This window comes from Streptomyces sp. NPDC020917 (assembly GCF_044333795.1).
Taxonomy (GTDB): Bacteria; Actinomycetota; Actinomycetes; order Streptomycetales; family Streptomycetaceae; genus Actinacidiphila.
Map to the genome: position 1 here is coordinate 159531 of NZ_JBIRRR010000017.1, position 26032 is coordinate 185562.

Sequence of the window (26032 nt, forward strand, 5' to 3'; positions counted from 1 at the left end):
ATTACTGTATTAATGAATGGCGTTGATCTCTGAGTGGAGGAGCTGATCATGGTGGACGCGGCACGCACGCGGTCGACGGCACTGCCCGGAGTGGGCACCCGGTGCGACCTGGACACGGAGTCCGGCCAGCACCTGTCCGTCGTCGTCCACTTCGACGGCCGCCGCACCATCGGCTTCCACGATCCGCGCGACGACGACAGCTGCCGGGACACGGTCGTCCTCGGCCCGCAGGAGGCGGCCGCCCTCGCCCAGGTGCTCGCCCCCGACTCGCTGCGCAGCCTGCGCCAGCAGGTCGAGATCGACCTGGTCACCGAGCGCATCCCGGTCTCCAAGCACTCGCCCTACGCCGGCAGGCAGCTCGCCGACACCCAGGCCCGCACCCGCACCGGGGCGTCGATCGTCGCCGTGCTGCGGCGCACCGGAGCCCACCCCTCGCCGACGCCCGACTTCCGCTTCGCCATCGGCGACGTGCTGGTCGTCGTCGGGACACGCGAAGGCGTCAACGCCGTCAGCACGCTGATCGCGGGAGGGTAGGGCCGGTGCAGGACACCTCGCTGCTCATCGAACTCGGCGCCATCGTCCTTGCCCTCGGCCTCGTCGGCCGCCTCGCCGGCCGCATCGGGTTCTCACCCATCCCGCTCTACCTGCTCGCCGGACTCGCCTTCGGGGAGGGCGGCCTGCTGCCGCTCGACGCCAGCGAGGACTTCGTCGCCACCGGCGCCGAGATCGGCGTCATCCTCCTCCTGCTGATGCTCGGGCTCGAGTACAGCGCCTCCGACCTCGTCACCAGCCTCAAGACGCAGTACCCCACCGGTGCCGTCGACTTCGTCTTCAACGCGCTCCCCGGGGCCGCGGCCGCGCTCCTGATGGGCTGGGGGCCGGTGGCCGCCGTCGCCCTGGCCGGTGTGACGTGGATCTCGTCCTCGGGTGTCATCGCCAAGATCCTGGGCGACCTCGGGCGGCTCGGCAATCGCGAGACGCCCGTCATCCTGGGCGTCCTGGTGATGGAGGACCTGGCCATGGCGGTCTACCTCCCCATCCTCACCGCCCTGCTCTCCGGCGTCGGCCTGGCCGGCGGCAGCCTGACGCTGCTCATCTCGCTCGGCACGGTGGGCGCCGTGCTGTACGTCGCCCTGCGCCACGGCCGGATCATCAGCCGCGCGGTGTCCTCCGACGACGCGGAGATGCTGCTCCTGGTGGTCCTCGGGCTCGCACTGCTCGTCGCGGGCATCGCCCAGCAGCTCCAGGTGTCGGCCGCGGTCGGCGCGTTCCTCGTCGGCATCGCGCTGTCCGGCGAGGTCGCCGAGGGCGCCGTCAGCCTGCTCGCCCCGCTCAAGGACCTGTTCGCCGCCGTCTTCTTCGTCTTCTTCGGGCTGAGCACGGTCCCCGCCGACATACCGCCGGTGCTGCTGCCCGCGCTGCTGCTCGCCGTCACCACCGCGCTCACCAAGGTGGCCACCGGGTACTTCGCCGCGCGGCGGGCGGGCATCAAGACCGCCGGACGGTGGCGGGCCGGCGGGGCCCTGGTCGCCCGCGGCGAGTTCTCCATCGTCATCGCGGGGCTCGCGGTCGGCGTCGACCCCAAGATCGGGCCGCTGGCCACGGCCTACGTCCTGCTCCTGGTGATCCTCGGGCCGATCAGCGCGCGCTTCACCGAACCCGCGGCGCGCCGCCTCGCCGAGCGGCTGCGCCGCCGCTCCGGCCTGCCGGCCCCCGACGATCCGCCGCCTCCCTCCGTGCGTACGGGAGTTCCGGACGTCCCCGACGCCCCGGACGCCTCCCTCCCGGACGTCTCCGTGAGCGAGAGCCCCTCGTAGATCTTCCTCGGGATTCGTCGGACCGTCGTGTCAACGGTGGGCTACCGTACGGACACACCGCGCGACCGGCGGTCTGCCGAGGAGGAACCTTGTCATCGCCCTGCGACCCCCAGTACGCCCCCCTCGGCGACGTCGGCGCCGCGCTCATGATGGTCGACTCGCGTCTGAAGTCCATCTACGACAACAAGGTCGAGCCCGACGCCGTCGAGGAGGCGCTCACCGAGCAGTTCGTCGCGTCGCTCGGCCCGAGCGGGGCCGACGACGTGCTGGACGGCGCCTGCACGCTCATCTACATGTTCATGCAGTGGCTGCGGATGGCCTACGAGGACCACGGCAAGGACGTCATCGAGTACGTGGTGCCCAACCTCGTGGCGACGATGCGGCTGATGCCCAGGAGCGTCCGCCCCGAGGCCATCCCCACCATGGCCGGCTTACTCGTCGCCGCGGGCATGGGCCAGAGTCCCGGCCTGTGGCGCAAGCAGTACGGCTACTGGACCAACGACGAGATGAACCCCCTGGAAGCCACCGCCTTCCTGCTCGCCGAGCACATCAACCGCCTCACCGAAGACCGCGACTTCGCCACCCGCATGATCACCGAAGCCCTCACCCGCGCCGACGACCTCTGATCCTTGGAGTGGGCCGGCCGCACTGCGAAAGCCCCGTACTTCGCGCCGTCGAGCGCTGCGGCGCGGATCTACTGCGGGGCGTGGAGGGGTGGGGGAGTGGGGGCGGGGCCCAGGGTGACGGTGCCGGGGCGGGCGAGGCGGGTGAGGGCGTGGCGGTAGGCGGTGACGGCCTCGTCCGTGCGGCCCTGGCGGTGGAGCAGGTCGCCGAGCAGGCGTGAGGTGTCGGCGAGGTCGCCGATGACGTCGGCCTCCTCCTGCAGCGGGATCGCCGCCCGGTAGTGCCTTTCGGCCTCGCCGGCGTCGCCCCGCTCCTCGTGGATCAGGCCGAGCAGCCGGTGGGCCGCCGCGGCGTGCACCGCGCCGCGGCCCGGGCCGAGTTCCTCCAGCAGGCCCTGCAGCAGGCGTTCCGCGTCCGCGTGGTGGCCGAGCCGCCGCCGCACGTCGGCGAGCTCGACCTCGACCTGCGCCGCGTAGAACGTCCCCCCGGTCTCCCGCAGCATCGTGAGGGCCGTCCGCAGTTCGTCCTCCGCGTCCGCCAGCCGGTCGTGCTGGGTGTGCAGATAGCCCCGCATCCAATGGCACTGTGCCAACTCGGAGCGGATCTCCCGCCGTTGGTACAGCTCCTGGGCCTTGACCAGGTAGCCCTCGGCGTCCTCGTACCGCCCCCGGGCGGCCAGCGTGCGGGCCACCGCGCGGTGCAGGCCGGCGACCGCGACGGGGTCCTTGACCTGGGGCGCCAGGTCGAGGGCCAGGCCGGCGGCCCTGGTGGCGCGCTCGTAGGCCCCGAGGTCCATGTACGGCGTGATGACGGTGGCGTACATGAGCAGCAGGGCGTCCGGGTCGGGCAGCCCGTCCGCGTTCAGCTCGTTGATGCACTTCTCCAGCAGGAAGCAGGCGTACCGCACGTCGCCCTCCAACTGGTGGGCGGTGGCCAGGCCGCGCACCGCGCGCACCCTGGCCGGCAGCGGCTCGTCGGCGAGCAGGACCTGAGCCTGCTCGAACTGCTCGCGCCCGACGGCCAGTTCACCCCTCCGCAGCAGGCAGTTCCCGAGGGCCACCCGCAACTGCGCTTCCAGGTCGTGGAGTCGATGGCCCGCCGCCTGCGCGACGAGCGCTGCCAGCAGCCGCTCGGCGTCGTCGCCGGACCCGGCGTCCACCAACTCGGCCGCCCGCACCAGGCCCTCGCGCAGTTCGGCGCGCAGCCCGGCCGGGACGCCGGTCGCCAACTGCTCGAAGGTGGTGTCGAGTTTGCCCGCGAAGTAGCGCAGGGCCGTCTCGGACGCCCGGACCTTGCCCGCCTCGACGGTGGAAACGTAGGCGGCCGTGTACCGGGGCTCGGCCAACTGCCGCTGGGTGAGCCCCAGCCGGGTCCGCAGGGCCTGGACGCGCTCCCCGATCCCCTTGGCGTCGCCGTGCGCGGACTCCTCCGTACCAGCCGTCGGCATGAGCACCTTCCTGTCGTCGGGCGGTCCCGCCCGGCCCACTCCTATCACGCCTGGAGCCGGTTGGTACGAGGGCGAGTTGACGCCCCGGCGGCCCTTGTCCCGCTGCCGGATTGGCCCTAGCTTAACTCGCAACGTAAGGCGACTTACATACCGACTTACGCCCCTGGTCGCCGCCGGCACCACCCCGCCGCCCCGACGGTCCGGCACGCCCTCGCCCGTCCACGACACCCACCGGAGCACCGCCATGCGCATACGCCCCGCCCTTGCCGGAGCCCTCGCCACCTCGGCCCTGATCCTGCTGTCCACGCTCTCCTCCGCCCCCGCCGAGGCGTCCTCCTCCGCCGCGCCCACCGTGCCGCCCACCGCCGCCGCGGCCCCGACCGGCCCCACCTGCTGGTACGGCGCCTGCTACGACTACGTGTACGGGCGTCAGATCACGGACACCGCGGGCGCCGCCGTCCGGATGAAGATCGAGGCCCCCGAGGTCGACCCGGCGCAGAGCGGCGAGCACTCCCTTCAAGAGCTGGCGCTCCAGGACACCGACCGGGTGTCCACCGTCGAGATCGGCTGGACCGTCGACCCGGAACTCAACGGCGACAGCGCCCCGCACCTGTTCGTCTACCACTGGGTGAACGGGCAGGAGTCCTGCTACAACGGCTGCGGCTTCGTCCCCGTCTCGAAGAAGGTCACGGCCGGCATGGCCCTGCACCCTGGGCAGGTCGCCGAGTTCGCCCTCCGCAACGTCGACGGCGACTGGTGGGTCCTCTACAACCACCAGGAGGTGGGCTACTTCCCCGGCTCGCTGTGGGACGGCACCTACACCCGCGCCCAGGTCGTCACCGCGTTCGGCGAGGTCGCCCTCAACAGCGACGACCTGCCCTCCTGCACCGACATGGGCAACGGCAGGCCGGGCAGCGGCCCCAACTCCTCGTGGATCGACGGCTACCGGCTCCAGGGCGCCGCGGACAGCCCCCGCTTCACCGTGACCGCGAGCAGCCCCGACAGCTACGACTACGGGAAGGCGACCGCCACCTCGTTCCACCTGGGCGGTCCGGGCTCCGGCGCCTGCTGACGCCCGCGGACGATCCGCGCGGGCGGCGGGAGCCGGGCAACTCCCGCCGCCCGTAAGGCCGGTCACGCGGCCGGTCCGACCACGCTCAAGCCGGTCGCAGCGGACCCGCGGTCAGCCACGCCGGCTGCCAGCCGGTCGCGGCCGCCCACCCCTCGGCCGCCGCCATCAGCACCTGCGTCGCGGGCGCCTTGATCTGCCCGTAGTCGAGCAGGTCCGGCACGCTGAGGGCCAGGCGCTGCTTGAACGCGCCCCACGCCTCGCGTGCCCCGGCGTCCGCGCGCAGGTAGTCGCGGAACAGCAGCGCGAACCGGGCGTTGGGGCCGCCCACTTCGCGCAGATGGACGTTGCACCGGCGCGCACCGGCCGGCGGCGCGAACACGAGCTTCGGGCAGCGCCGGCCGCCCGCGGTCTCCGCGCGGTTCCAGGGCTCGGGCCGGCAGCGGAAGCCGGCGGCGGTCATCAGCGGCACCTGCCGGGCCTGGTCGACGGCGTCGACCAGGACCTGGACGTCCACGCAGTCCTTGGCCGCCAGGCCCGGCACCGCGGTGGACCCGACGTGCTCGACCGCGCGGGCCTCGTCCCCCAGCGCACCGCGCAGCACGGCCGCCAACCGCTCGAATTCCCCGGCCCATTGGGGCCGGTGGTCCACCACGGCCACCGGGGCCGACTCGTCAGGAAAGGGCATGCCGTCCAGCATGGGCGGGACCGCCAGAGCCCGTCACCGGAATCGCGGGCCGGGCCACCCGCGGCCCGAGGCGGTCCCGCACGCCCCGAACAACGTCTCGGCGCGCGCCGCCCCCGACCGGTGGAACCGTGGGACGACCCGGACGGGTGGCTGGGCAACGGGCGCCTCCTCCTCGGGCGGGAACGGGACCGACGACCGGCGCGGCCCGAAGGAAACGCCCGCAGGTCAAGGACCGGCGTGGCCGACGGCCCGCCGGGCCGGGCGTAGGATCGGGGGCCGATATCGGCTTCGTCACTGCCGGTCGGCGGCGTGGAGGTGGGAGATCCGGTGCGGGAGTTCCAGCGCGGCGCCGTGCGGCTGCACATCCTGCACCACGCGGCCGAGGGGGAGATCCACGGCGCCTGGATGACGGCGGAACTGGCCCGGCACGGGTACGACATCAGCCCCGGCACGCTGTACCCCACCCTGCACCGGCTGGAGGCCGACGGGCTGCTCACCTCGGAACAGCACGTGGTCGACGGCCGGACGCGGCGCGTCTACACGGCGACGAAGGCCGGGCGGACGGCATTGGAGGAGGACCGCAGGGCGCTGCGCGAACTCGCCCGCGAGGTCCTCGGCGACGACACAACTCCGTAGCCCTGCCGACCGGGCGGCGTGCGCGTCCCGGGGTCAGGCGGCCGAACGGCCGGTCAGCACGCGGCGGACGGCATAGGCCGCGGCGCCCGCCGCCAGCACCGCCGCGCCCGTGACGACCGACGCGCCGGGCAGCGCGAACGCGAGCAGCAGGCACCCGGCGAGGCCCGCGCCGGGGACCAGCCGCGGTGGCCGCCCCTCGCCCGAAGTGAGCGTCCACGCCGAGGCGTTGGCGATCGCGTAGTACACCAGCACCCCGAAGGACGAGAAGCCGATCGCCCCGCGGACGTCCGCCACCGCCGCGAGGACGGCCACCACCGCGCCGACCGCCAGCTCCGCCCGGTGCGGCACCTTGAAGCGCGGGTGCACGGCGGACAGCACGTGCGGCAGGTGCCGGTCGCGGGCCATGGCCAGGGTGGTCCGTGAGACGCCCAGGATGAGCGCGAGCAGCGAACCCAGCGCCGCCACCGCCGCACCGACCCGGACCGCCGGCGCCAGCCAGTCGGCGCCCGCGGCCCGTACCGCCTCCGACAGCGGCGCCGAGGCCCGGCCCAGCTGCTCCGGGCCGAGCACCGCCAGGCACGACACGGCCACGAGCGCGTACACGACGAGGGTGATGCCGAGCGCGAGCGGGACGGCGCGGGGGATGGTCCGCGCCGGATCGCGCACCTCCTCGCCCAGCGTGGCGATCCGCGCGTAGCCGGCGAACGCGAAGAACAGCAGCCCGCCGGCCTGCAGCACCCCGCCGAACGAGGCGTCGCCGCGCACGTCCAGGCGGGCCGCGGACGCGGCGCCCGACGTCAGCGAGGCGATGACGACCGCGGCCAGCACCGCCAGCACGATCGCGACGACGACGCGGGTCAGCCACGCGGACTTCTGCACGCCCGCGTAGTCCACCGCGGTCAGCGCCACCACCGCGGCGACCGCCACGGCGTGCGCCTGCCCGGGCCACGCGTACGCGCCGACGGTCAGCGCCATCGCGGCGCACGACGCGGTCTTGCCCACCACGAACGCCCAGCCGGCCAGGTACCCCCAGAAGTCGCCCAGCCGCGCCCGCCCGTACACGTACGTGCCGCCGGACGCCGGATAGCGGGCGGCCAGCCGCGCCGACGAGGTGGCGTTGCAGAACGCGACCACGGCCGCCACCGCCAGACCCGGCAGCAGTCCCGACCCCGCGGCACGCGCGGCCGGGGCCAGCGCGGCGAAGACCCCGGCGCCGATCATCGACCCCAGGCCGATCACCACCGCGTCGTTGAGCCCCAGCCGCCGCTCCAGCTCCTCCGGCGCCCGCCCCGCCGCCACCCTGCCCACGTCCACTCCCTCGCCCGAGCATTACGGCACCCGATATCGGAGAACGATAGACGAGGCACCCGCCCGGGCCCAGCGCGTCCCGGACCGGAACCGCGGCCGCATCCGGCGGCCGCCGCGCCGCGCCGCACCGGTCCGCGCCGCACCGGTCTGCGCCGCACCGGTCCGCGCCGGCGCCGGCGGACCGGCGCTCCCCGCTGCCTGCGTGCGGCGATGCTGGGCAGAACTGGCCGTGCCTGCCGGTCCGGTGGAGGTCCGGGCCGCCACCGGAACTGATCCGGGCGTGAGTTGGTGCGTGTTCGCAGGTGGATGCGCGCCAGGGGCGCGCGTGAGGGCGCGGCGGCGCGCATCACCGGACGAGGACGAGACGCCCGCGCAGGGGCCCGAACCCGCGGCGCGTGGGACGGCGTTCAGGGGGTGAGGAGGCGGTCCTGCTCGGTCAGCGGGGCGCCCGCGTGCCACGGCAGGGCCTTGCCGAACTGGACCAACTCGCCGTACAGGGCCGGGTCCGCGCCCTCCGCGAAGACCAGGTCGAGCACGGCCTCCGCCGCCTGCTCGGGCGTCTGCGCCTGGCTGTAGTCGCTGAACCAGGGGCGGGAGGTGGGCGTGTCGACCATGCCGGGGCACACCGAGGCGATCAGGGTGCCCGCCGCCAGGTCCTGCTCGCGGCGCTCCGCGGCGACCGCGCGGACGGCGGCGACCTGGGCCACCTTCGAGGGGATGTTCAGCCAGCGCGGCCACCCGGCCTCCTCGGAGGTGCCGTGGTGGACCGCGCCGCGCCACGACTCGACGGCGTACTCGACCTGGTCCAGGCTCGCGCCGTCGAACAGGGGGTGCAGCCGCGGGTCGAGGTGGCCGAGGGTGCCGAGCCCGCTCGCCACGACGAGCAGCCGGCCGCCGGGGCGCAGCACCGGTCCGAAGGAGCGCAGCACCGCGTGGGTGGCGGTGTTGGAGACGTCGATGAACTCGTCGGCCCGCGCGGACTGCGACTCGTCGGGCAGCACGCGCGCGACCGCGTTGGACAGGACCACGTCGACCCCGCCGTGGCGGGCCCCGAGGTCCTCGGCGAGGCGGGCGATGGCCTCGGTGTCGGTGACGTCGAGGACGCGGCCCTCGACGCGGGCGCGGGTGCCGGGCAGTGCTGCGACCTCGCGGGCGGCCGCCGCCACCCGCTGCGGGTCCCGGCCGGTGAGCAGGACCAGGTCGCCGGGGTCCATCCGGGCAGCGAGCCCTTCGGTGAATGCGCGGCCGAGCCCCTGGTTGGCGCCCGTGACGAGGGCGAGACGGGAAGCGTTCATGAGGACCACGCTAGGAACCCCGCATCCATGAGTCCAACGAAAGTTGGGCACCGGTAGTATGCGTGATCGTCATGGACTTCACGGAAGTGTCGCTGACCGCGCTGCGGGTCTTCCGCGCGGTGGTCGAGCAGGGGACGTTCACCGCGGCCGCCGCGACGCTGGGCTACACCCAGTCGGCAGTGTCCCGGCAGATCGCCGCGATCGAACGGGCCGCGGGCGCCGAGCTGCTGGAGCGGCGCCGCGACGGGGTGCGGCTCACCGCGGCCGGCCGGGTCGTGATGCGGCGCGCCACCGTCGTGCTGGACGAGATCGACGCGGCCGCCCGGGAGCTGTCCGGCCTGCCCGGGCAGGCCGGCACGGTACGGCTGGGCTGGTTCCCCAGTGCCGGCGCCGTCCTGGTGCCGCGTGCGCTGGCCGCGCTGCGCCGAAGCGACCCCGGACTCCAGGTCGTCGGCCGGGAGGGCAGCACCCCCGCCCTGGCGCGGGCGCTGCGGGCCGGAAGTGTGGACCTGGCGCTGCTCGCGTCGGCGCCGCCGTTCCGGCCGCCGGACGCCGAGTCGCCGCCGCTCGCCCTGCACACCCTCACCGAGCGCGCGCTGTGCCTGGCGCTGCCCGCCTCCCATCCGCTGGCCCGCGGCGACTACGTCGACGTGGCGGACCTGCGCGGCCTGCGCTGGATCGCCGGGCCCTCGGCGGACGGCGACCGGGCGATGGGCGTGTGGCCGGGGCTCGACGAGCGCCCCGAGATCGCCCAGACGGCGCGGGACTGGCTGGCCAAGCTCCATCTGGTGGCCGCCGGGTGCGGGGTGACGACCGCGCCCGCCGTCCTTGCCGCTGCCGCGCCGCCCGGAGTGCGCATCCTCCCGGTCCGCGGCGGCCCGCAGGAGCTGCGCCGGCTGATGCTGGCGCGGCTGCCGCAGCCGCCGTCCGAGCCGGTCCGCCGTGTCGCGGCGGCCCTGCGTGCCGCCGCCCTCGACGCCGACACTCCGGTGCCGCCCGCCGCGCCCGCCTGACCTGCACCTGCGCCCGCGCCCGCTTCTCCCGCGCCCCGCCGGCCGGACGGGCGCGGCCTCACGGGGTGAGGACGACCTTGCCGGCGACCGTGCCGGACTCCGCCAGGCGCAGCGCGTCCGCGGCCTGGACGAGCGGGACCTGAGCGGCGATCTGCGCGGTGACGTCGCCGCGCCGCAGCGCCGCGAAGACCTGCGTGAGGTCGTCGCGCAGCCGGGCCCTGAAGCGGTTCCTGCTCAGCGCGCGCCCGGCCCAGACGTTGAAGAAGTACGCGTGCCGCCCGTTCGGCAGCGCGTTCCACAGCCACACCCGCCCGAGCAGCTTGAGTACCGGCCACTGCTTGCTGCCCTGGTCGTCGCGCGTGGAGGCGCTGCCGTACGACACGAGCGTGCCGCCGGGCGCCAGCAGGTGCCAGGAGTCGACGACGCTGCGGCCGCCGATGTGGTCGAACACCGCGTCCACGCCGCCGGGAGCCAACTCGCGGACCCGGGCGGGCACCTCCTCGGTGCGGTAGTCGACGGGGACGGCGCCCAGCGCGCGCAGTGCGTCGTGGTGGCGGGCCGACGCGGTGCCGATCACCTTGGCCCCCGCGGCCCGCGCGAGCTGGACCAGCACCGAGCCGACGCCGCCGTTGGCGCCGTGCACCAGGACCGTCTGCCCGGCGCGGACGCGCGCCTTGCGGTGCAGCATCTGCCAGGCGGTGATGCCGTTGACGACCAGGGTCTCCGCCTCCGCCGGGTCGATCCCGTCGGGCACCGGCACCAGGTCCGCCGCGTCGACCACGACGTGGCTGGCCCAGCCGCCCACCTTCACCAGGGCGGCGACCCGGGTGCCGGCCAGGTCCGCGTCGACGCCCTCGCCGGTCGCCGCGACCGTGCCGACGAGGTCGTAGCCGGGCACGAAGGGGAACGGCGGCTGGTCGTAGTACCGGCCGCGGCGCATCTGCTGCTCGGCGAACGAGACGCCGGTCGCCTCCATCCGCACCACGACCTGGCCCGGGCCCGCGGCGGGCGCCGGGCCCTTCCGGATCTCCAGCCCCTCAGGCTCGACCTTGCCCGGCAGGACGACCTCGACGAGTCCTTCGGCGTTCATGACGGCCTCCACGCTTTCCGCGCTCCCGCGCTCCGCTGATTACTGGTTCTTGCTTCTGTAAGAAGTTGTAACTCCCGAGCGCGGGCAGCGTCAAGCCGTTGCGTGATAACCTCTCACTGAATCTTGAAGGTGTAGCAGATTGAAGGGTGGCAGCAGGATGGCGGCCATGCCGGAGACCGGCGCGGCGGGTGCGGCGAGCCCGCGCGAGCGCTACCGCACCCAGGTGTGCGCGGAGATCAAGGAGCGCGCCTGGGACCAGCTCGGCACGGCCGGGGCCTCGGCGCTCTCGCTCAACGCGATCGCCAAGCAGATGGGGATGAGCGGGCCCGCCCTCTACCGGTACTTCGACAATCGCGACGCCCTCATCACCGAGCTGATCAGGGACGCGTACCGCAGCCTCGCCGACACCTTCCACGCCGCCGTCGCCGACGGCGCGCACGCGTCCGCCGAAGGGGAGGCGGCAGTCGACGCGGATGCGGATGCGGATGCGGACGCCAAAGCGGATGCGGGCGCCGGCCGGCGCCCCGACGCGGCCGTCCTCGCCTACGCCCTGCGCCGCTGGGCCCTCGCCGATCCGCAGCGCTACCTGCTCATCTACGGCACGCCCGTGCCCGGGTACCACGCACCCGACGAAGTGACGGCGATCGCCGCCGAGATCATGGCCGTGCTGCTCGACGCCTGCGCCGCGCTGCCGCTCGCCGACCGCCCCGCGACGCCGTTCGACGCCGACCTCGCCGAGCACCGCGACTGGGCGCGCGGGCACGCCGCCGGCACCCCGGTGCTGCGCCGGGCGCTGGCCTTCTGGACCCGGCTGCACGGCGTGCTGTCCCTGGAGCTCTCCGGCCACTTCACCGGGATGGCCTTCGACCCCGGGCTGATGTTCGCCGCGGAAGTGGACGACCTGCTGGCCGGATGACCGGCCTGGCGGTGCCGACCTGCCCGTCGCGCTGCGCATATCGGGACAAATGCCCGGTTAAGGTGCAGGGGTGGATGCAGCCGACTTCTACACCGGCATCGTGGCCGAGGTGTACGGGCCGCTGAGAGCGGTCGCCCAGGACCCCGAGCCCTATGCGGCGTTCGTCGAGGAGACCGGGGCGCCCGCGCTGGAACTCGGCTGCGGGGACGGCGATCCGCTGCTCGACCTGCGCCGGCGCGGCCTGGACGTGGAGGGCGTCGAGTCCTCGGCGAACATGCTGGAGCGGTGTCGGCGCCGGGCACGCAAGCAGCGCCTCCGCGTCGTCCTCCACCACCAGCGGCTGGAGTCCCTGCACTTGATGCGCCGGTACCGCGCGATCTTCCTGGCCGGGCCGACCTTCAACCTGCTGCCCGACGACGCCACCGCCGTGGCGGCGCTGCGCGGCGTCCGCGCGCACCTCGCCGAGTCGGGCACGCTGCTCGTGCCGCTGTTCGTCCCGTCGCCCACGCCCCCCGAGGAGATCGGCCAGGCGCGCGTCGCGACCGCGGACGACGGCGCGGAACTGCGGGTGTCGGTGGTGTCCGAGGAGCGGAACGAGACCGAGCGGACGCAGACGACGGTGCTGCGCTACGAACGGCACGTCAGAGGCCGGAGCACGGTGGTGGACCGGCCCTGGGTGATGCACTGGTACACCCCCGCCGGGTTCGAGGACCTCGCCGCGGCCGCCGGCCTGGTCCTGTCCGCCGTGCAGCCGTCCGTCGGCGCGGTCCTCCAGCACTACCGCCTCCAGGCCGCCCGCTGCGCCGGATGAGCCGGCGCCGGTGGCCGAGCGCCGGCGGCGAGCGCGGGCCCGCGGCGACGGCGCGTCGGCGCTCCGCGGGATCCCGCCGGCTCCTCGGACTCCGCCGCCCCAAAGCGGCGGCCGTCAGGCGTCGAGGACCGCGAGGTCGAGGGCGCGCAGCCGGGCGGGCTCCGCGATCACGTCGATCGCGGTGATCACCCCTTGTGCGTCGAGGGTGAAGGCGAGCACCACCGCGGCCCGGCCGTCGCGGGCCATCACCAGCCCCGCCGTACCGTCGACCAGCGCGGCAGCGGTGGACTGCGCGCGGACCGCGGAGGCGAACGCGCCCCGGGCCACCGTCGCGGCACCGCGCAGGCTGACCGGCGCGGGCGTGGGGCCGACGGCCGCGTCGGCGCGGAGGACGACCTCCGGGTCGAGCAGGGTGAGCAGCGCGTCGAAGTCGCCCTGCCGGGCGGCCGCGAGGTACGCCTCGACGACCCGGCGCTGCCGGGCCAGGTCCTCGCCGGGCACCGCGGGCTCGCCCCTGACCCGCCTCCGCGCGCGGCTGGCGAGCTGCCGGGCCGCGGCGGGGGACCGGTCGAGCAGCGGGCCGACCTCGTCGAAGGGCACCGCGAACATGTCGTGCAGCACGAACGCCACCCTCTCCGCGGGCGCGAGCGTGTCCAGCACCACCAGGAGGGCGAGGCCCACCGAGTCGGCCAGCAGGGCCTCGCGCTCGGGGTCGCCGCCGTCCTCCGCGGCGGCGGCCGGCGTGGCCGCCACGGCCTCGAGCGGATCCTCGCGCCGCCGCTCCCGCGAGCGCAGCATGTTCAGGCACACCCGGGACACGATCGTGGTCAGCCACGCCGCCGGGTTCTCGATCCCGGCCGCGCCGGCCTGCTCCGCGCGCAGCCAGGCGTCCTGCACGGCGTCGTCGGCCTCGGTCGCCGAGCCGAGCATGCGGTAGGCCACCGCGTGCAACTGGGCCCGGTTCTCGGCGAATCGCGCCGTCAGCCAGCCAAGATCATCCACGCCGTCACACTCCTGCATCGGGCGGTGTCGTGCAAGTAGAGAGCGGAACGGGACCGAGAACGACCTGGGAGACGACCATGGCACCCTCCATCACCATCACCGGCGGCACCGGCAACCTGGGACGGCGGGTCACCCCGCTGCTGCGCGCGGCGGGATGCGACCTGCGGGTCCTCAGCCGCGGCCGCCGCGAGCCGGGCGGCGCCGGCGACGGCATCGAGTACGTGACCGGCGACCTCACCACCGGCGAGGGCGTCGCTGCCGCGGTGGACGGCGCCGACGTGGTGCTGCACCTGGCCGGCGGGCCCAAGGGCGACGACGTCGTGGCGCGCAACCTGGTCCGGGCGGCGTCGGCGTCCGGGGTGCGGCACCTGGTGTTCATCTCGGTGATCGGCGCGGACCGGGTCCCGCTGGCCTGGCTTCGGACCAAGCTCGCGGCCGAGCAGGAGATCGCCGGCAGCGGGATCCCGTTCACCACGCTGCGCGCCGCGCAGTTCCACGACCTGGTGCTGATGGTCGTGGAGAAGATGGCCAAGCTGCCGGTGTTGCCCGTGCCCGGCGGGCTGCGCTTCGAGCCGGTCGACGCGGGCGACGTGGCCCGCCGGCTGGCCGACCTCACCCTCGGCGAGCCCACCGGCCTGGTGCCCGACCTGGCGGGCCCCCGCGTGTACGGGCTCGGCGACCTGGCCGGCGGCTACCTGGACGCCCGCGGCAAGCGCCGGATGCGGCTGCCGGTGCGCATCCCGGGCAAGCCGGGGCGCGCCTACCGGGCCGGTGACAACCTCGCACTGGAGGGCGCCGACCGCGGCAAGCGCACCTGGGAGGAGTTCCTCGCCGAGCGCCTGCCCCGGGAGGGCTGACGTCGCCCGCACCGCGGCCGCCCGCCGTCAGCGCGGATCGTGCGGCGGCGGGGGCTCGTGCGGGGGAGGTTCGTGCGGCGGCGGGGGAGGCGGGCCCGGCTCGTGGTGCGGGCGATGGTGCGGGTGGTGCGGCGGCGGGGGCGGGATGGTGTCGGTGCCCGGCGGGGTGTCGGGCCACACCAGCAGCACCGGGCACGGCGCGTGGTCCACGACGAAGCGGCTGTGCGGGCCCAGGCTGTGCGGGCCGAGCCTGCTGTGGTCGCCGTCGCGGGCGAGGACCAGCAGGTCGGCGCCCTCCGCCTCGGCGACCACCTCGCGTTCGACGCGTCCGGTGCGCCGCCGCAGCTCGCACGGCCGGCCCAGGCGCTCGGCCGCGGCCCGCAGCAACTGCTCGCCGTACGCGGCGGCCTCGTGCTCCAGCTCGGTGCCGGGGTCCCGGGCCGGGCGCCCGCCGCGGCCGAGCAGCCCGGCGTACGCAGCGTGCGCGGCCGCGGCCACCTCGGGATCGGGGACGTGCAGCAGGACGATCCCGGCGTCGTCCGGCGCGTGCGCGCGGACGGCGTCGACACAGGAGGGCCAGGTGCCCTCGACGATCCAGGCGACGACACGTGTCATGCGGGGTGGCCTCCGGTCAGCCTCCGATCACGGTGGACGACACCCACAGTGCCAGGACCGCCACCACGAGGGTGGCAGGCACGGCCAGCAGCCCCAGCCGGGTGAACTCCCCGAGATCCACATCCGTTTCGTGTTCGCGCACGATACGCCGCCACAGCAGGGTGGCCAGCGATCCCGCGTAGGTCAGGTTGGGTCCGATGTTGACGCCGAGCAGCACGGCGAGCACCGCCACCGAACCGTGCGGCGCGGTCAGCGGCAGCAGCACCAGCACGGCCGGCAGGTTGTTGATCAGGTTGGCGAGCACCGCGGCCAGCCCGGCCACCGCCAGCAGGTCCGCAAGTCCCGTGCCGCCCGGCACCAGATGGCCCAGGCCCGCGCCCAGGCCGTGGTCCACCAGCGCCCGCACCACGATGCCCAGCGCCAGCACGAACGCCAGGAACGGCACGGCCGCCGCACGGACCAGCGCGACCGGCGTCGTCGTCCGGCGGATCAGCGCCCGGACCGCGAGCACGGCCGCACCGGCGAACGCCGCCCACGCCGGATTGACGCCCGCCGCCGAGGCGCCGGCGAACCCGGCCAGGGTGCAGCAGACCGTCACCAGGGCGAACACCGGCGGCCGCGGCGGCTCGCCGACGTCCGGCAGCCGGGCCCCGGCGCTCAGGTCGGTGGCGAAGAACCGGCGCAGCACCAGGTACTCGGTGCCGATCGCCAGCAGCCACGGCAGCGCCATCAGCGCCGCGAACCGGGTGAACGTCAGGCCGGTGGCGGCCAGCGCCAGCAGGTTCGTCAGGTTGGACACCGGCAGCAGCAGCGAGGCGGTGTTCGACAGGTGGGTGCAGGCGTACACGTGCGGGCGCGGCCGGGCGCCGAGCCGGGCCGCGGTCGCGAAGACCACCGGGGTCAGCAGCACGATCGTCGCGTCCAGGCTGAGCACCGCGGTGATCACCGAGGCGACCGCGAACACCTGCACCAGCAGCCGCTGCGGGCTGCCCGCCGCGCTGCGCGCCATCCACGCCCCGCAGGTGGTGAACAGCCCTTCCTCGTCGCACAGGTGGGCCAGCACCAGGACCGCCGCCAGGAACCCGATGACCGGGCCGAGCTGCTGGGCCTCCGCCTTCGCGTGGTCCAGCGAGATCGCGCCCGTGGCCAGCACCAGGCCCGCCGCGGGCACCGCCACCACCGCCTCCGGCCAGCCGAACGGCCGCACCACGGCGAAGGCGAGCACCAGGACCAGCAGGACGGCGGACAGGGCCTCGGCGGCCGTCGCGTTGAGCACGGGTCCCCTTCGACGACGTCAGCGGACAGATGGCGGGCGGTGTGCCCCACATGCAACCAGCCCGGCCGCACGGTGCCCCGGCGTGACCTGCCGTCGGGGCGCGGGCAGGACCCGGACGGCTGCGCGGGGCGGCGGCGGGCCGGCGTTCACACCCGGGCCGGCGGCAGCCGCGTGCTGCCGCCCGGGCTGCCGGTCCCCGGCGCGGCGGCCACCGGCACCCCCAGCGGCCGGGCCAGCGCCACCACGCTCTCGTCGAGCCGCTGAAGATGGCGCAGCACCCGGTACGTGACGCTCTGCGAGGGCACCACGGGCGAGCCGGACTCCTCCAGCATCGACGCGATGCTCGGCCCGGTCTCGATCTCGTCGACCGCCCCGCCCTCGGCGGTGCGGCTCCCGGCCTCCTTCGCGGCCGCGGCCTCCTCGGCCGGGGCGACCCCCGCGATCAGCAGGTCCAGGTTGTGCTCCAGCCGCCGGCCGACCGCCGCCAGCCGCGGGTCGGCCGCCACGCGCCTGCTGTACGGGACGAGTTCGGCGGTCGCCGCCAGCGAGCGCACGTGGTAAGCGCAGGTCTCCAGCAGTGCCACCACGTACTGGGCGGTGCGGCGCCTGACCCGCAGCGGGGTGAACGGGTGCGTCAGCGGGCCCGCCGAGCGGCGCAGTTCGTCCAGCGCGGTGTCCAGGTCGCGCGCCATGTCGACCAGGTCCACCGCGGGCCCGCCGCTGAGCTGCTCGACCGCGGCCGTCGCCACGTCCCGCAGCCGGGCCAGCACCGTCGACAGCAGCTGGTCCGTCCGTAGATCGGTGCGGACCGGGAAGACCAGCACCGCCGCGACGATCCCGCACGCCGTGCCCAGCGCCGTCTCCTCGATGCGCAGCACCAGCACCGAGGCGCTGTAGGTGTGCAGCAGCGTGTAGAGCAGGCCCAGCATGGCGGTGACGAAGAACGACATCAGCGCGTACGACACCGGCGCGGTGAAGAACATCGCGAAGATCAGCACCAGCACCAGGGCGAACGCCGTCCAGGTGTGCCGGCCCACCAGCCCGGCCAGCAGCACGCCCGCGACCACGCCGCCCACCGTGCCGAGCAGCCGGCGGTAGCCGCGGACCAGGATCTCGCCGGTGGAGGAGGTGTTGAGGAACACCACCCAGCAGGTCAGCACCGCCCAGTACCAGCGCTGGGTGGACAGGAACTCGCCGCCCGCGATGGCCAGTCCGGAGCCGGCCGCGACCTGGAGCGCCGCCCGGGTGGTGCGGCGCTTAAGCCCCGTGGGCTCCTCGGCGGCCTCCGCCTCGCCGGCCAGCGAGGCGTCCTCCGCCTCGATCTCCTCGCGGGACCTGGTCGTCTCCGGGGCGTCGTCCGAGGTGTCGCCCGGGCCCTCCATGGCCAGCCGCAGACCCAGCACGGCGCGGGCGGCCTCGCCCACGCCGCGGAACGCGTCCTGCACGGCGGTCGAGGCCTGCGGCAGGTTGTCGTCGTCGCGGTAGCCCAGCAGCCGGTTGCGCACCTGGGCGATGCCGGTGCCGCGGCCGTCGGTGGCGAGCCGGGTCACCAGCAGCTGCAGCGCGCGGACCTCCGAGCGCAGCAGCCGCATCACGTCCTCGTCCCGGCGTGCGGGCGCGGGTGCGGGCAGCGGCGCGTCCGGCAGGTGCAGGGTCAGCGTGGTGTCGGACCGCTCGGCGCTGCCCGCGCCCAGCAGCAGCACACCGAGGCGCTCGGCGGCGATCTCGGCCGCGGCGACCCGCCGCTGCAGCAGCTCCGCGGTCCGCTCGTCCTCCATGCCCTCTTCCAGGCCGGCCTGGATCATCAGCGCGGTCTCGTGCAGCCGGGCGGTGTCCCGGCGCAGGTCGGCGATGGCGTCCTCGTGCTCGTCGGGATCGGCCTCGAGGAACGCGAGCTGGGTACCGAAGAGCTGGGCGATGCGGGCGCGGAACGCCTGCCGCAGCCGGGCCAGCGCGTGCTCGGGCCGGGCCGGCACGAGCACGAAGCGCAGCACCGCGCTGGAGGCGAACGCGAGGACGACGGTCAGGCACAGCTTCGGCAGCGTGGCAGGCGTGGCGTGCACGAACAGCGCGACGAAGTACACCTGGAAGCTGATCACCCCGAGCGCCGTGCCGCGCTCGCCGAACCTGCGGGCGTAGGCGGCGCCGAAGATCAGCAGGATGAAGAAGATGTCGCCGATCACGATGTGCGGGTTGAGCAGCGCGCCGAGCGTCACCGACGCCAGCGCGGCCACCAGCCCGAACCCCAGGGTGACGGCCTGGTCGCGGACCGCCCGGTCGCGGATCGCGAACGTCGAGACCATCGCGCCCATGGCCCCGGCCACCATCTGCGGCACCGGGATCCCCATCACCGACAGCACCAGCAGCGTCAGGCCGATCGCGCCGACCGTGCGCAGCCCGGCCATCAGCCGCAGCAGCCCCGGATCGGAGGCCGCGTACCGGTCCCAGAACGCGGCGAGGTGTCTACGTGCCGCCGTCGTGCCTGTCATCGTGCTGCGCGTTCCTCACCTTTCGGACCCGGGTTCAGCATCGCACGGACCCCCTCCCTTCCGGTGAAGGCCCCCGAACAGCGCGGACGCCGGTGCGCCTCGCGCACCAGGCCGCATTCTCTTCGCACTCAGCCGCGCTTGCCCAGGGCCGTGATGCCGAGGTCGAACAGCCCGTCGAGGAACAGGTCGACGCCGACGGCCGCCAGCAGCAGGCCGATCAGCCGGGCGAGCAGCTCGATGGCGGTGTGGTGGGTGCGCTGCAGCAGCACGCCGAGCACGAACACGCACAGCAGGTCGATCGCGATCACCGTGACGTACGCCCCGACGACGGTGGAGCGCCAACTCCACGCGTCGCGCTCGGCCGCCTCGATCAGCACGGCGGTCAGCGCGAGCGGGCTGACCACGTACGGCATCAGCAACTCCCGCACCCCGCTGGTCAGATCGGGGCCGTCGTCGCCCTCCACACCGCCGACGTGCAGGCCCAGCACCAGTCCCACCGCGTAGAGGAAGAAGATGATGCCGCCGGCCAGGGCCAGCGCGGCGGTCGAGATGTGGAACAGCTCCAGCAGCCACGGCGCGGTGAACCCGGCGACCACACCGACGAGCACCGCGCCGCCGGACGAGATCAGCGCGATGGTCCGCAGCTGGCCGAGCGGGTGGTTCTGCGCCAGGCTCGCGAACGCGAGCAGCACCTTCGGCGGGCCGATCACCGAGAAGAAGGTGATGAACGCCGCAGAGTACGTGAGAGTGATCATACCGGGCATGATGGTCAGTGGCCGGGCCGCGACCGGGTATTGACGGTCCGTTTCACCGCGGCCGGGCGCCGCCGGGCCGCTGTTCCGAGGCGCCGGTGCCGGGCGCGGTGCCGGGGTCGGCTTCCGCTTCCGTGTCGGCGTCGCCCGGGGCCACCAGCCCGGTCTCGTACGCCAGGACGACCGCCTGCGCGCGGTCGCGCAGCGACAGCTTGGCGAAGATCCGGGCGACGTGCGTCTTGACCGTCGAGGCGCTGAGCGTGAGCCGCTCGGCCAGTTCGGTGTTGGACAGGCCGCGGCCCATCAGCGTCAGCACCTCCCGCTCCCGCGGTGTCAGCGCCGCGAGGTCGCGGTGCACCGGCGGCGCTGCCGCCACCCCCGCGGTGGCCGCAGCCGGCTCCGCCGCGGCGAAGCGCTCCACCAGCCGGCGGGTGATCGACGGCGCCAGCAGCGCGTCCCCGGTGCTGACCAGGCGGACCGCGGCCGCCAGATGGCGCGGGGTGACGTCCTTGAGCAGGAACCCGCTGGCACCCGCGCTGAGCGCGGCGTAGACGTAGGCGTCGAGGTCGAAGGTGGTGAGCATGATCACCCGGCAGGCACCGGGCAGCGCCAGGATCCGGCGGGCGGCCTCCAGCCCGTCCATCACCGGCATCCGGATGTCCAGCAGCACCACATCCGGCCGCAGCTCCCGGACCAGGGCCACCGCCTCGGCGCCGTCGGCCGCCTCGCCGACCACGTCCACGCCACGCGCGGTGAGGATCATCCGGAACCCGGTCCGCACCAGCTCCTGGTCGTCCGCGATGACCACCCGGGGCACGGGTTCGCCGGCGCCGGGCGCGGGCGCCGCGCGTTCGGGGGAGTACGGGTTCACGGGCTGTCCAGGTGGTCGGGGGCCGGGCGGTCCAGGGGGATGCGGGCACGGACCCGGAAGCCGCCGCCGAGGCGCCGCCGGGCGTCCAGGTCCCCGCCGTACACGGCGACCCGCTCGCGCAGCCCGAGCAGCCCGCGCCCGGCGCCGGGACCGGACCGGCCGGGTCCCGCGCCCGGGCCCGCCGGCCGCGCCCCCTCGGACCCCGCCGGGGCTGCGGGGCGCGGGGTGAGCACGCTGGGGCCGGAGTTGAGGACCTCCACGCGCAGGGAGTGGTCCGCGTACCGGACGGTCACCTCGGCCCGCACGCCGTCCCCGTGCTTGAGGGCGTTGGTCAGCGCCTCCTGGACGATCCGGTAGGCGGTGACGTCGATCCCGGGCGGGAGCGGGCGCGGGTCGCCGGAGACGCGGACCTCGACCGGCAGGCCCGCGAAGGCGATCCGGTCGATCAGCGGGCTCAGCCGACTCAGGCTCGGCTGCGGGGACAGGTCCCCGCCCGCCGCGCCGGCCGGAGCCGCCCCGGCCGGGCCCTGCCCGGCACCACCCGTAGGCCCGTCCTCGCCGTCCTGTGAAGGGGCCAGCAGCCCCAGCAGATGCCGCAGTTCCGTCATCGTGGCGCGCCCGGCCGTCTCCACCGCGCCCATCGCCGCCGCGGCCTGCGCCGGCAGGGTGTCCAGCACCTCGCGGGCCGCGCCTGCCTGCACCACCATCAGGCTCACGTTGTGGCTGACGATGTCGTGGAGTTCGGCCGCGATCCTGGCGCGTTCCGCGCCGACCGCCGCCCGCGCCGCGCTCTCCCGCTCGCGCTCCAGCAGCCAGCCCCGCTCGCCCACCGCCGCCCGGTGCCGCCGCCGCTCCCTGGCCAGCGCGATGCCGAGCCAGCCCGCGGCGGCGCACACCACCGCCAGCGCCCCTGCCAGCCACTGCGTACCCGGACCTCCCACGGGCACAGCCTCGCAGGCCGCCACGGCACCCGCATCCTCCTGCGGGCCCAGCGCCTACATCCCTGGTACGACCCCGGACGCGGGTTACCTCCGGGGGCCGACGCAGCGGCCGTGCGCCGCTCCCTAGGTTCGGGGCATGACCAGTGACAACGACACGGCACCGCAGACGGTGGTGCGCCTGCACGACGTCCGCAAGGAGTACGGGGACGCCGTCGCCCTCGACGGCGTCCGGCTGGAGATCGCGGCGGGCGACGCGGTCGCCGTGATGGGCCCCTCCGGCTGCGGCAAGTCCACTTTGCTCAACATGGTGGCGGGCCTGGACCGCGCGACGTCGGGCAGCGTCCACGTCCACGGCCAGGACCTGGCGGGCCTGAGCGAGACCGGCCTGGCGCTGTTCCGCCGCCGCCACATCGGGATGATCTTCCAGTTCTTCAACCTGATCGACGACCTGCCCGCACTCGACAACGTGGCCCTCGCCGCCCAGCTCACCGGCACCTCGGCCCGGCACGCCCGGCGCCGCGCCCTGGAACTGCTCGACGAGCTCGGCGTCGCCGGCCGCAGGGACACCTACCCGGCCGCGCTCAGCGGCGGCGAGCGGCAGCGCGTCGCCGTGGCCAGGGCCCTGATGAACCGGCCGGCCCTGCTGCTGGCCGACGAGCCGACCGGCGCCCTGGACAGCCGCTCCGGCGAGCAGGTGATGGACCTGCTCATCGACCTCAACCAGATCGGGCAGACGCTGCTCATCGTCACCCACGACCGGGACCTGGCCACCCGCTGCGCCAGCCGCCTGGTGGAGCTGGCCGACGGGCGGGTGGCCCGGGAGAGCAGCCTGGACGACCTGGAGCGCAGCGCATGAGCGCGGTGTGGCGGGCCTCCCGCGGCGCGGTGCGCCGGCGCAGGCTGCAGACGTTCGTGATCGGTCTGGTGGTGCTGTGCTCCACCGCCACGACCGTGCTCGCGCTGTCCCTGCTGGCCGCCGCGTCGTCACCGTTCGACGCGGCCTTCGGCCGGCAGCGCGGCGCGCACGCGGTGGTCACCTTCGACGCGGCGAAGGCCGGCGACGCCCGGCTCGCCGCCACCGCGAAGCGCCCCGGCGTCGCGGCCGCGGCCGGGCCCTTCTCCCAGGCCGTGCTGCACATGCCCGAGGAGTGGCTGGGCCGGGCGCCCGGCCCGATGACCGTCGTCGGGCGCCCCGGCCCCGGCGGCCCGGTGGACCGGGTGCAGATGCTGGCCGGACGGTGGGCGACCCGGCCCGGCGAGGTCGTGGTGAGCCAGAGCTTCGGGTCGGCCCCGCGGGAGCTGCTCGGCACCGTGCTGCACCCCACCGGGGCGCCGCCGCTCACCGTCGTCGGCTTCGCCGACAGCATGAGCAGGTCCGCGGGCGCCTGGGTGGCGCCGGCGCAGATGCCCGCCCTGCACCCCTCGGCCCGCCAGATGCTGTACCGCTTCGACGCGGCCGGCTCCGACGGCCGGATCCGCGCCGGGACCGCCGCGGCCACCGCGGGCCTGCCGGCCGGCGCGGTGACCAGCACCCAGTCCTCCGCAGTCCTGAAGCAGGCGTTCTCCGCGCAGGCCAGGTCCTACCTGCCGATGGTGACGGTCTTCGGGGTGCTCGGCCTCCTGGTGTCGGTGCTGATCGTCGGGAACGTCGTCTCCGGCGCGGTGATCGCCGGGACCCGGCACATCGGCATGCTCAAGGCGCTCGGCTTCACCCCGAACCAGGTGGCCGCGGTCTACCTGACGATGGTCTCGGTGCCAGCGGTCGCGGGCAGCGTGCTGGGCACCCTGCTCGGCCGCACCCTGGCGAAGCCGTTCCTGCGGGTGGCGTTCACCGGGATCCAGACGGGCACCGCCTCGATCGGCAGCCCGGCCTGGACCGCGCTGGCCGCCCTGCTGGGCATGCCCGCGCTGGTGGCGGTCGCCGCGCTGGTTCCCGCGCTGCGCGCGCACCGGCTGTCGGCGGCCGGCGCGATCAGCGCGGGCAGCGCGCCCCGGGCCGGCCGGGGCCTGCGGGTGCAGCGGGCGCTGAGCGGCACCCGGCTGCCGCGCGCGATCAGCCTCGGGCTCGGCCAGCCGTTCGCCCGCCCGGGCCGCACCCTGATGACGCTGGCCGCCATCGGGCTCGGCGTCACCACCGTGACGCTGGCGACCGGGATGAGCAGCACCATGATCGCGCTGCAGAACCTGGGCGGGCGGGCACCCGGGGTCAGCGTGATGGCCGGGGTGCCCGACCACGACCACCAGGTGGTGCCGAGGCTCGACGACCGGACGATTGAGGCGAGGCTGGCGGCCCTGCCGGGCGCCGACCGGGTCACCGTCCGCACCCTGGTCCAGGTCTCCGTCTCCGGCGTGAGCCAGCCGGTGTTCGGCAACTTCTACCGGGGCGACATCACCGCGGAGGCGGCGCAGATCGTCAAGGGGCGGCTGCCGACCGGGCCCGGCGAGGTGGTGGCCGGGCCGCAGTTCCTCGGCCAGAACGGGCTGCGCGTCGGCGACCGGATCACCCTCGGCCTGAACGGCCGGCAGGTGCCGGCGACCGTCGTCGGCGAGCTGGTCGAGGGCAACGCCCGGGCGCTCGACTCCAACGCGCAGACCCTGGCGCTGCTCCACGCCGTCCAGCGCGCCATGGAGTTCGACGTCCGGCTCGCCCCCGGCGCCGACCGCCAGGCGTACGCGGCCGCGGCCCGCACGGTCGATCCGGGCCTCTACCCGTCGACGGACGGCGGCGGCATCGCCCCGAAGGTCACCGTCATCGGGTTCTCCACCGCGGTCACCGTGCTGCTGAGCATCGTCGCCGCGCTCGGCGTCTTCAACACGGTGCTGCTCACCACCCGCGAGCGCCGCCGCGACCTGGGGATGCTGAAGTCCATTGGCATGACGCCGCGCCAGGTGGTGGCCATGACGGTGACGTCCGTGGCCGCGCCGGGACTGGTCGGCGGGCTGGCCGGGGTCCCGCTGGGACTCGTCGCCCACCGGATGATCGTGGACCACGTCCCGGTGATCGCCTTCCCCGAGTCCACCAAGGATGTCTGGCACGCGCCGCAGCTGGCCGGCCTGGTCCTGGCCGGGGTGGCCATCGCGGTCCTCGGCGCCCTCGTCCCGGCCCGCTCGGCCGCCCGCCTCGCCATCGCGCAGGTGCTGCACAACGAGTAGCCCGGCACCCCGCCGCCGCACCCCGCCCGTCGCCCGTCGCCCGCCGCCCGCCGCCCGCCGCGTCCGCACCCGCGCGCCGGACTCCGGCGGGCGGCGTGCGGCGGCGGGGTGTATCCAAGAAGCATGCGGTCCCAGCCCGGCGGCGGTCACCGGTCCTGGCAGGACAACCGGGGCCTGGTGTGGATTCCGCTCGTGCTGATCGTGGCCATCGCCCTCGCCGACATCTTCTCCCCGCAGGACATCCACCTCGGCCCGCTCCTCGTCGTCGCCCCCGCGCTGACCGCGTCGTTCGGCGGTTCCCGGCTCACCGCCGCGATCGGTGCGCTGGCCGTCGCCGCCCTCCTGGTCATCGCGGCGGTGCGCGCCACCCTCGGCACCGCCAACTTCGAGTCGCAGCTGGCGTCGCTGCTCCTGATCTCCGTCATCACGGTGGTCTTCGCGCGGCTGCGAGAACGGCACGACGCCGAGCTGCGGCAGGTGAGGTCGGTGGCCGAGGCGGCCCAGCAGGCGATGCTGCACCCGCTCCCCGAGCGGATCGGCACGCTGCACGTCGCCTCCGCGTACCAGGCGGCCGCCGACCAGGCCAGGATCGGCGGCGACCTGTACGCGGCGGTCCGGGCCCGCGGCGGGTCGCGGCTGCTGATCGGGGACGTCCGCGGCAAGGGGCTGGCGGCGGTCGACGACGCGGCGCTGCTGCTCGGCGCGTTCCGCAGCTGCGCGCACCGCGAGCTGAGCCTGCCGGAGCTGCAACGGGAGCTGCAGGCCATCGTGGACTGGGGGCTCGACCAGCCGGCCCGCGAGGGCGGTCCGGAGGACGAGGACACCCTGGCGGGCGAGTCGTTCATCACGTGCGCCCTCATCGACGTCCCCGACGACACCCCCGTCGTGCACATCCTCAACAGCGGGCACCCGGCGCCGCTGCGGCTGCGCGCCGGGCAGGTGGAGGCGTTCACGCCGACCGAGCCCGCACCGCCGATGGGCGTCAACCTCGCCCTGTGCCGGGGGGAGCAGGACGCCGGGCACGCCGGGAAAGCGGCGCACGCCGAGGGGGCCGCGAACGACGAGCCCATCGCGAACGCCGAGCACGCCGCCGGCGCCGTGAACGCCGATGACCCGCCCGTCGACACCTTCTCCTTCGCCGCCGGCGACATCCTGCTGCTGTACACCGACGGCGCCACGGACGCCCGGGACCCGCAGGGCCGCTTCTACCCGCTGGCCGAGCGGCTCGGCACGTTCGGCGGCTGCCGCACGCCCGGCGAACTCCTGGAACGGATCCGCGCGGACCTGCTCGACCACAGCCACGGCAGCCTCGGCGACGACGCCGCGCTGGTCGCGGTGATGCGCGCGGCCGCCGGGGCGTAG

Annotated in this window: 24 protein-coding genes; 12 read left to right on the forward strand and 12 right to left on the reverse strand. The window is 75.1% G+C overall.

The annotated features are described in order from the left end of the window. Positions 1–48 precede the first annotated feature (48 nt). The 3 genes from ACH4TG_RS30085 to ACH4TG_RS30095 all read left to right on the forward strand — a co-directional run bounded on the left by ACH4TG_RS30085 (position 49) and on the right by ACH4TG_RS30095 (position 2443). Positions 49–534, forward strand: coding sequence for a cation:proton antiporter regulatory subunit (locus tag ACH4TG_RS30085; protein ID WP_398245717.1), 486 nt, complete (start codon positions 49–51; stop codon positions 532–534). A gap of 5 nt (positions 535–539) precedes the next feature. Next, positions 540–1817, forward strand: coding sequence for a cation:proton antiporter (locus tag ACH4TG_RS30090; protein WP_398245718.1), 1278 nt, complete (start codon positions 540–542; stop codon positions 1815–1817). A gap of 89 nt (positions 1818–1906) precedes the next feature. After that, positions 1907–2443 carry a hypothetical protein gene (locus tag ACH4TG_RS30095; RefSeq protein ID WP_398245720.1) on the forward strand — a complete coding sequence of 179 codons (537 nt, stop codon included), beginning with the start codon at positions 1907–1909 and terminating at the stop codon, positions 2441–2443. A gap of 68 nt (positions 2444–2511) precedes the next feature. Here the strand turns inward: ACH4TG_RS30095 and ACH4TG_RS30100 are convergent, their stop codons facing one another. After that, positions 2512–3888 (reverse strand): tetratricopeptide repeat protein, encoded by a 1377-nt coding sequence (locus ACH4TG_RS30100; RefSeq protein ID WP_398245722.1) that lies wholly within the window; start codon positions 3886–3888, stop codon positions 2512–2514. A 244-nt stretch (positions 3889–4132) separates the two neighbouring features. Between ACH4TG_RS30100 and ACH4TG_RS30105 the strand changes: the two genes are divergently transcribed. Beyond that, a complete protein-coding gene (locus tag ACH4TG_RS30105) occupies positions 4133–4960 on the forward strand; it encodes a neprosin family prolyl endopeptidase (protein ID WP_398245723.1) in 828 nt (275 codons plus the stop codon). An 85-nt stretch (positions 4961–5045) separates the two neighbouring features. On the opposite strand, the gene ACH4TG_RS30110 is transcribed toward ACH4TG_RS30105, so the two are convergent. Next, complete coding sequence (locus ACH4TG_RS30110) at positions 5046–5645, reverse strand: GrpB family protein (protein ID WP_398245725.1); 600 nt, start codon at positions 5643–5645, stop codon at positions 5046–5048. Between the two features lie 327 nt (positions 5646–5972). Here ACH4TG_RS30110 and ACH4TG_RS30115 point away from each other — a divergent pair, with 327 nt between their 5' ends. Then, entirely contained in the window at positions 5973–6281 is a 309-nt protein-coding gene (locus tag ACH4TG_RS30115; protein WP_398245726.1) for a PadR family transcriptional regulator, read from the forward strand. Between the two features lie 33 nt (positions 6282–6314). Here the strand turns inward: ACH4TG_RS30115 and ACH4TG_RS30120 are convergent, their stop codons facing one another. Continuing rightward, positions 6315–7589, reverse strand: a complete 1275-nt coding sequence (locus ACH4TG_RS30120; protein ID WP_398245728.1) for an APC family permease — start codon at positions 7587–7589, stop codon at positions 6315–6317. Between the two features lie 407 nt (positions 7590–7996). Then, the gene (locus ACH4TG_RS30125) at positions 7997–8884 is read right to left on the reverse strand and encodes an SDR family NAD(P)-dependent oxidoreductase (RefSeq protein ID WP_398245729.1); all 888 of its coding nucleotides are present in this window, start codon (positions 8882–8884) and stop codon (positions 7997–7999) included. 71 nt (positions 8885–8955) lie between these two features. Here ACH4TG_RS30125 and ACH4TG_RS30130 point away from each other — a divergent pair, with 71 nt between their 5' ends. Continuing rightward, on the forward strand, positions 8956–9897 hold the full coding sequence (locus ACH4TG_RS30130; RefSeq protein ID WP_398245730.1) for a LysR family transcriptional regulator: 942 nt from the start codon (positions 8956–8958) through the stop codon (positions 9895–9897). Positions 9898–9955: 58 nt separating this feature from the next. Here ACH4TG_RS30130 and ACH4TG_RS30135 read toward each other — a convergent pair whose 3' ends face one another. Next, complete coding sequence (locus ACH4TG_RS30135; RefSeq protein WP_398245731.1) at positions 9956–10987, reverse strand: medium chain dehydrogenase/reductase family protein; 1032 nt, start codon at positions 10985–10987, stop codon at positions 9956–9958. 166 nt (positions 10988–11153) lie between these two features. Between ACH4TG_RS30135 and ACH4TG_RS30140 the strand changes: the two genes are divergently transcribed. Next, positions 11154–11903: a TetR/AcrR family transcriptional regulator gene (locus tag ACH4TG_RS30140; protein WP_398245732.1), complete on the forward strand. Its 750-nt coding sequence runs from the start codon at positions 11154–11156 to the stop codon at positions 11901–11903. Between the two features lie 70 nt (positions 11904–11973). After that, the gene (locus ACH4TG_RS30145) at positions 11974–12714 is read left to right on the forward strand and encodes a class I SAM-dependent methyltransferase (RefSeq protein ID WP_398245733.1); all 741 of its coding nucleotides are present in this window, start codon (positions 11974–11976) and stop codon (positions 12712–12714) included. Between the two features lie 114 nt (positions 12715–12828). Here the strand turns inward: ACH4TG_RS30145 and ACH4TG_RS30150 are convergent, their stop codons facing one another. Beyond that, entirely contained in the window at positions 12829–13734 is a 906-nt protein-coding gene (locus tag ACH4TG_RS30150) for a sigma-70 family RNA polymerase sigma factor (protein WP_398245734.1), read from the reverse strand. Positions 13735–13793: 59 nt separating this feature from the next. Here ACH4TG_RS30150 and ACH4TG_RS30155 point away from each other — a divergent pair, with 59 nt between their 5' ends. Then, complete coding sequence (locus ACH4TG_RS30155; RefSeq protein WP_398245735.1) at positions 13794–14573, forward strand: SDR family oxidoreductase; 780 nt, start codon at positions 13794–13796, stop codon at positions 14571–14573. 27 nt (positions 14574–14600) lie between these two features. Here ACH4TG_RS30155 and ACH4TG_RS30160 read toward each other — a convergent pair whose 3' ends face one another. The 6 genes from ACH4TG_RS30160 to ACH4TG_RS30185 all read right to left on the reverse strand — a co-directional run bounded on the left by ACH4TG_RS30160 (position 14601) and on the right by ACH4TG_RS30185 (position 21517). Next, the gene (locus tag ACH4TG_RS30160) at positions 14601–15188 is read right to left on the reverse strand and encodes a universal stress protein (RefSeq protein WP_398245736.1); all 588 of its coding nucleotides are present in this window, start codon (positions 15186–15188) and stop codon (positions 14601–14603) included. A gap of 16 nt (positions 15189–15204) precedes the next feature. Further along, positions 15205–16464, reverse strand: coding sequence for an SLC13 family permease (locus ACH4TG_RS30165; RefSeq protein WP_398245737.1), 1260 nt, complete (start codon positions 16462–16464; stop codon positions 15205–15207). A gap of 146 nt (positions 16465–16610) precedes the next feature. Next, the gene (locus ACH4TG_RS30170) at positions 16611–18953 is read right to left on the reverse strand and encodes an FUSC family protein (protein WP_398245738.1); all 2343 of its coding nucleotides are present in this window, start codon (positions 18951–18953) and stop codon (positions 16611–16613) included. A gap of 128 nt (positions 18954–19081) precedes the next feature. Continuing rightward, positions 19082–19708, reverse strand: a complete 627-nt coding sequence (locus ACH4TG_RS30175) for a MarC family protein (RefSeq protein ID WP_398245739.1) — start codon at positions 19706–19708, stop codon at positions 19082–19084. Positions 19709–19760: 52 nt separating this feature from the next. Further along, positions 19761–20576, reverse strand: coding sequence for a response regulator (locus ACH4TG_RS30180; protein ID WP_398245740.1), 816 nt, complete (start codon positions 20574–20576; stop codon positions 19761–19763). Beyond that, positions 20573–21517 carry a sensor histidine kinase gene (locus ACH4TG_RS30185; protein WP_398245741.1) on the reverse strand — a complete coding sequence of 315 codons (945 nt, stop codon included), beginning with the start codon at positions 21515–21517 and terminating at the stop codon, positions 20573–20575. The genes ACH4TG_RS30180 and ACH4TG_RS30185 overlap by 4 nt, the downstream gene beginning before the upstream one ends. 136 nt (positions 21518–21653) lie before the next feature. Here ACH4TG_RS30185 and ACH4TG_RS30190 point away from each other — a divergent pair, with 136 nt between their 5' ends. From ACH4TG_RS30190 to ACH4TG_RS30200, 3 genes are all read left to right on the forward strand, one after another. Beyond that, complete coding sequence (locus ACH4TG_RS30190) at positions 21654–22373, forward strand: ABC transporter ATP-binding protein (RefSeq protein WP_398245742.1); 720 nt, start codon at positions 21654–21656, stop codon at positions 22371–22373. After that, entirely contained in the window at positions 22370–24670 is a 2301-nt protein-coding gene (locus ACH4TG_RS30195; protein WP_398245743.1) for an FtsX-like permease family protein, read from the forward strand. Before ACH4TG_RS30190 ends, ACH4TG_RS30195 begins: the two co-directional genes overlap by 4 nt. A 123-nt stretch (positions 24671–24793) precedes the next feature. Next, a complete protein-coding gene (locus tag ACH4TG_RS30200) occupies positions 24794–26032 on the forward strand; it encodes a PP2C family protein-serine/threonine phosphatase (protein ID WP_398245744.1) in 1239 nt (412 codons plus the stop codon).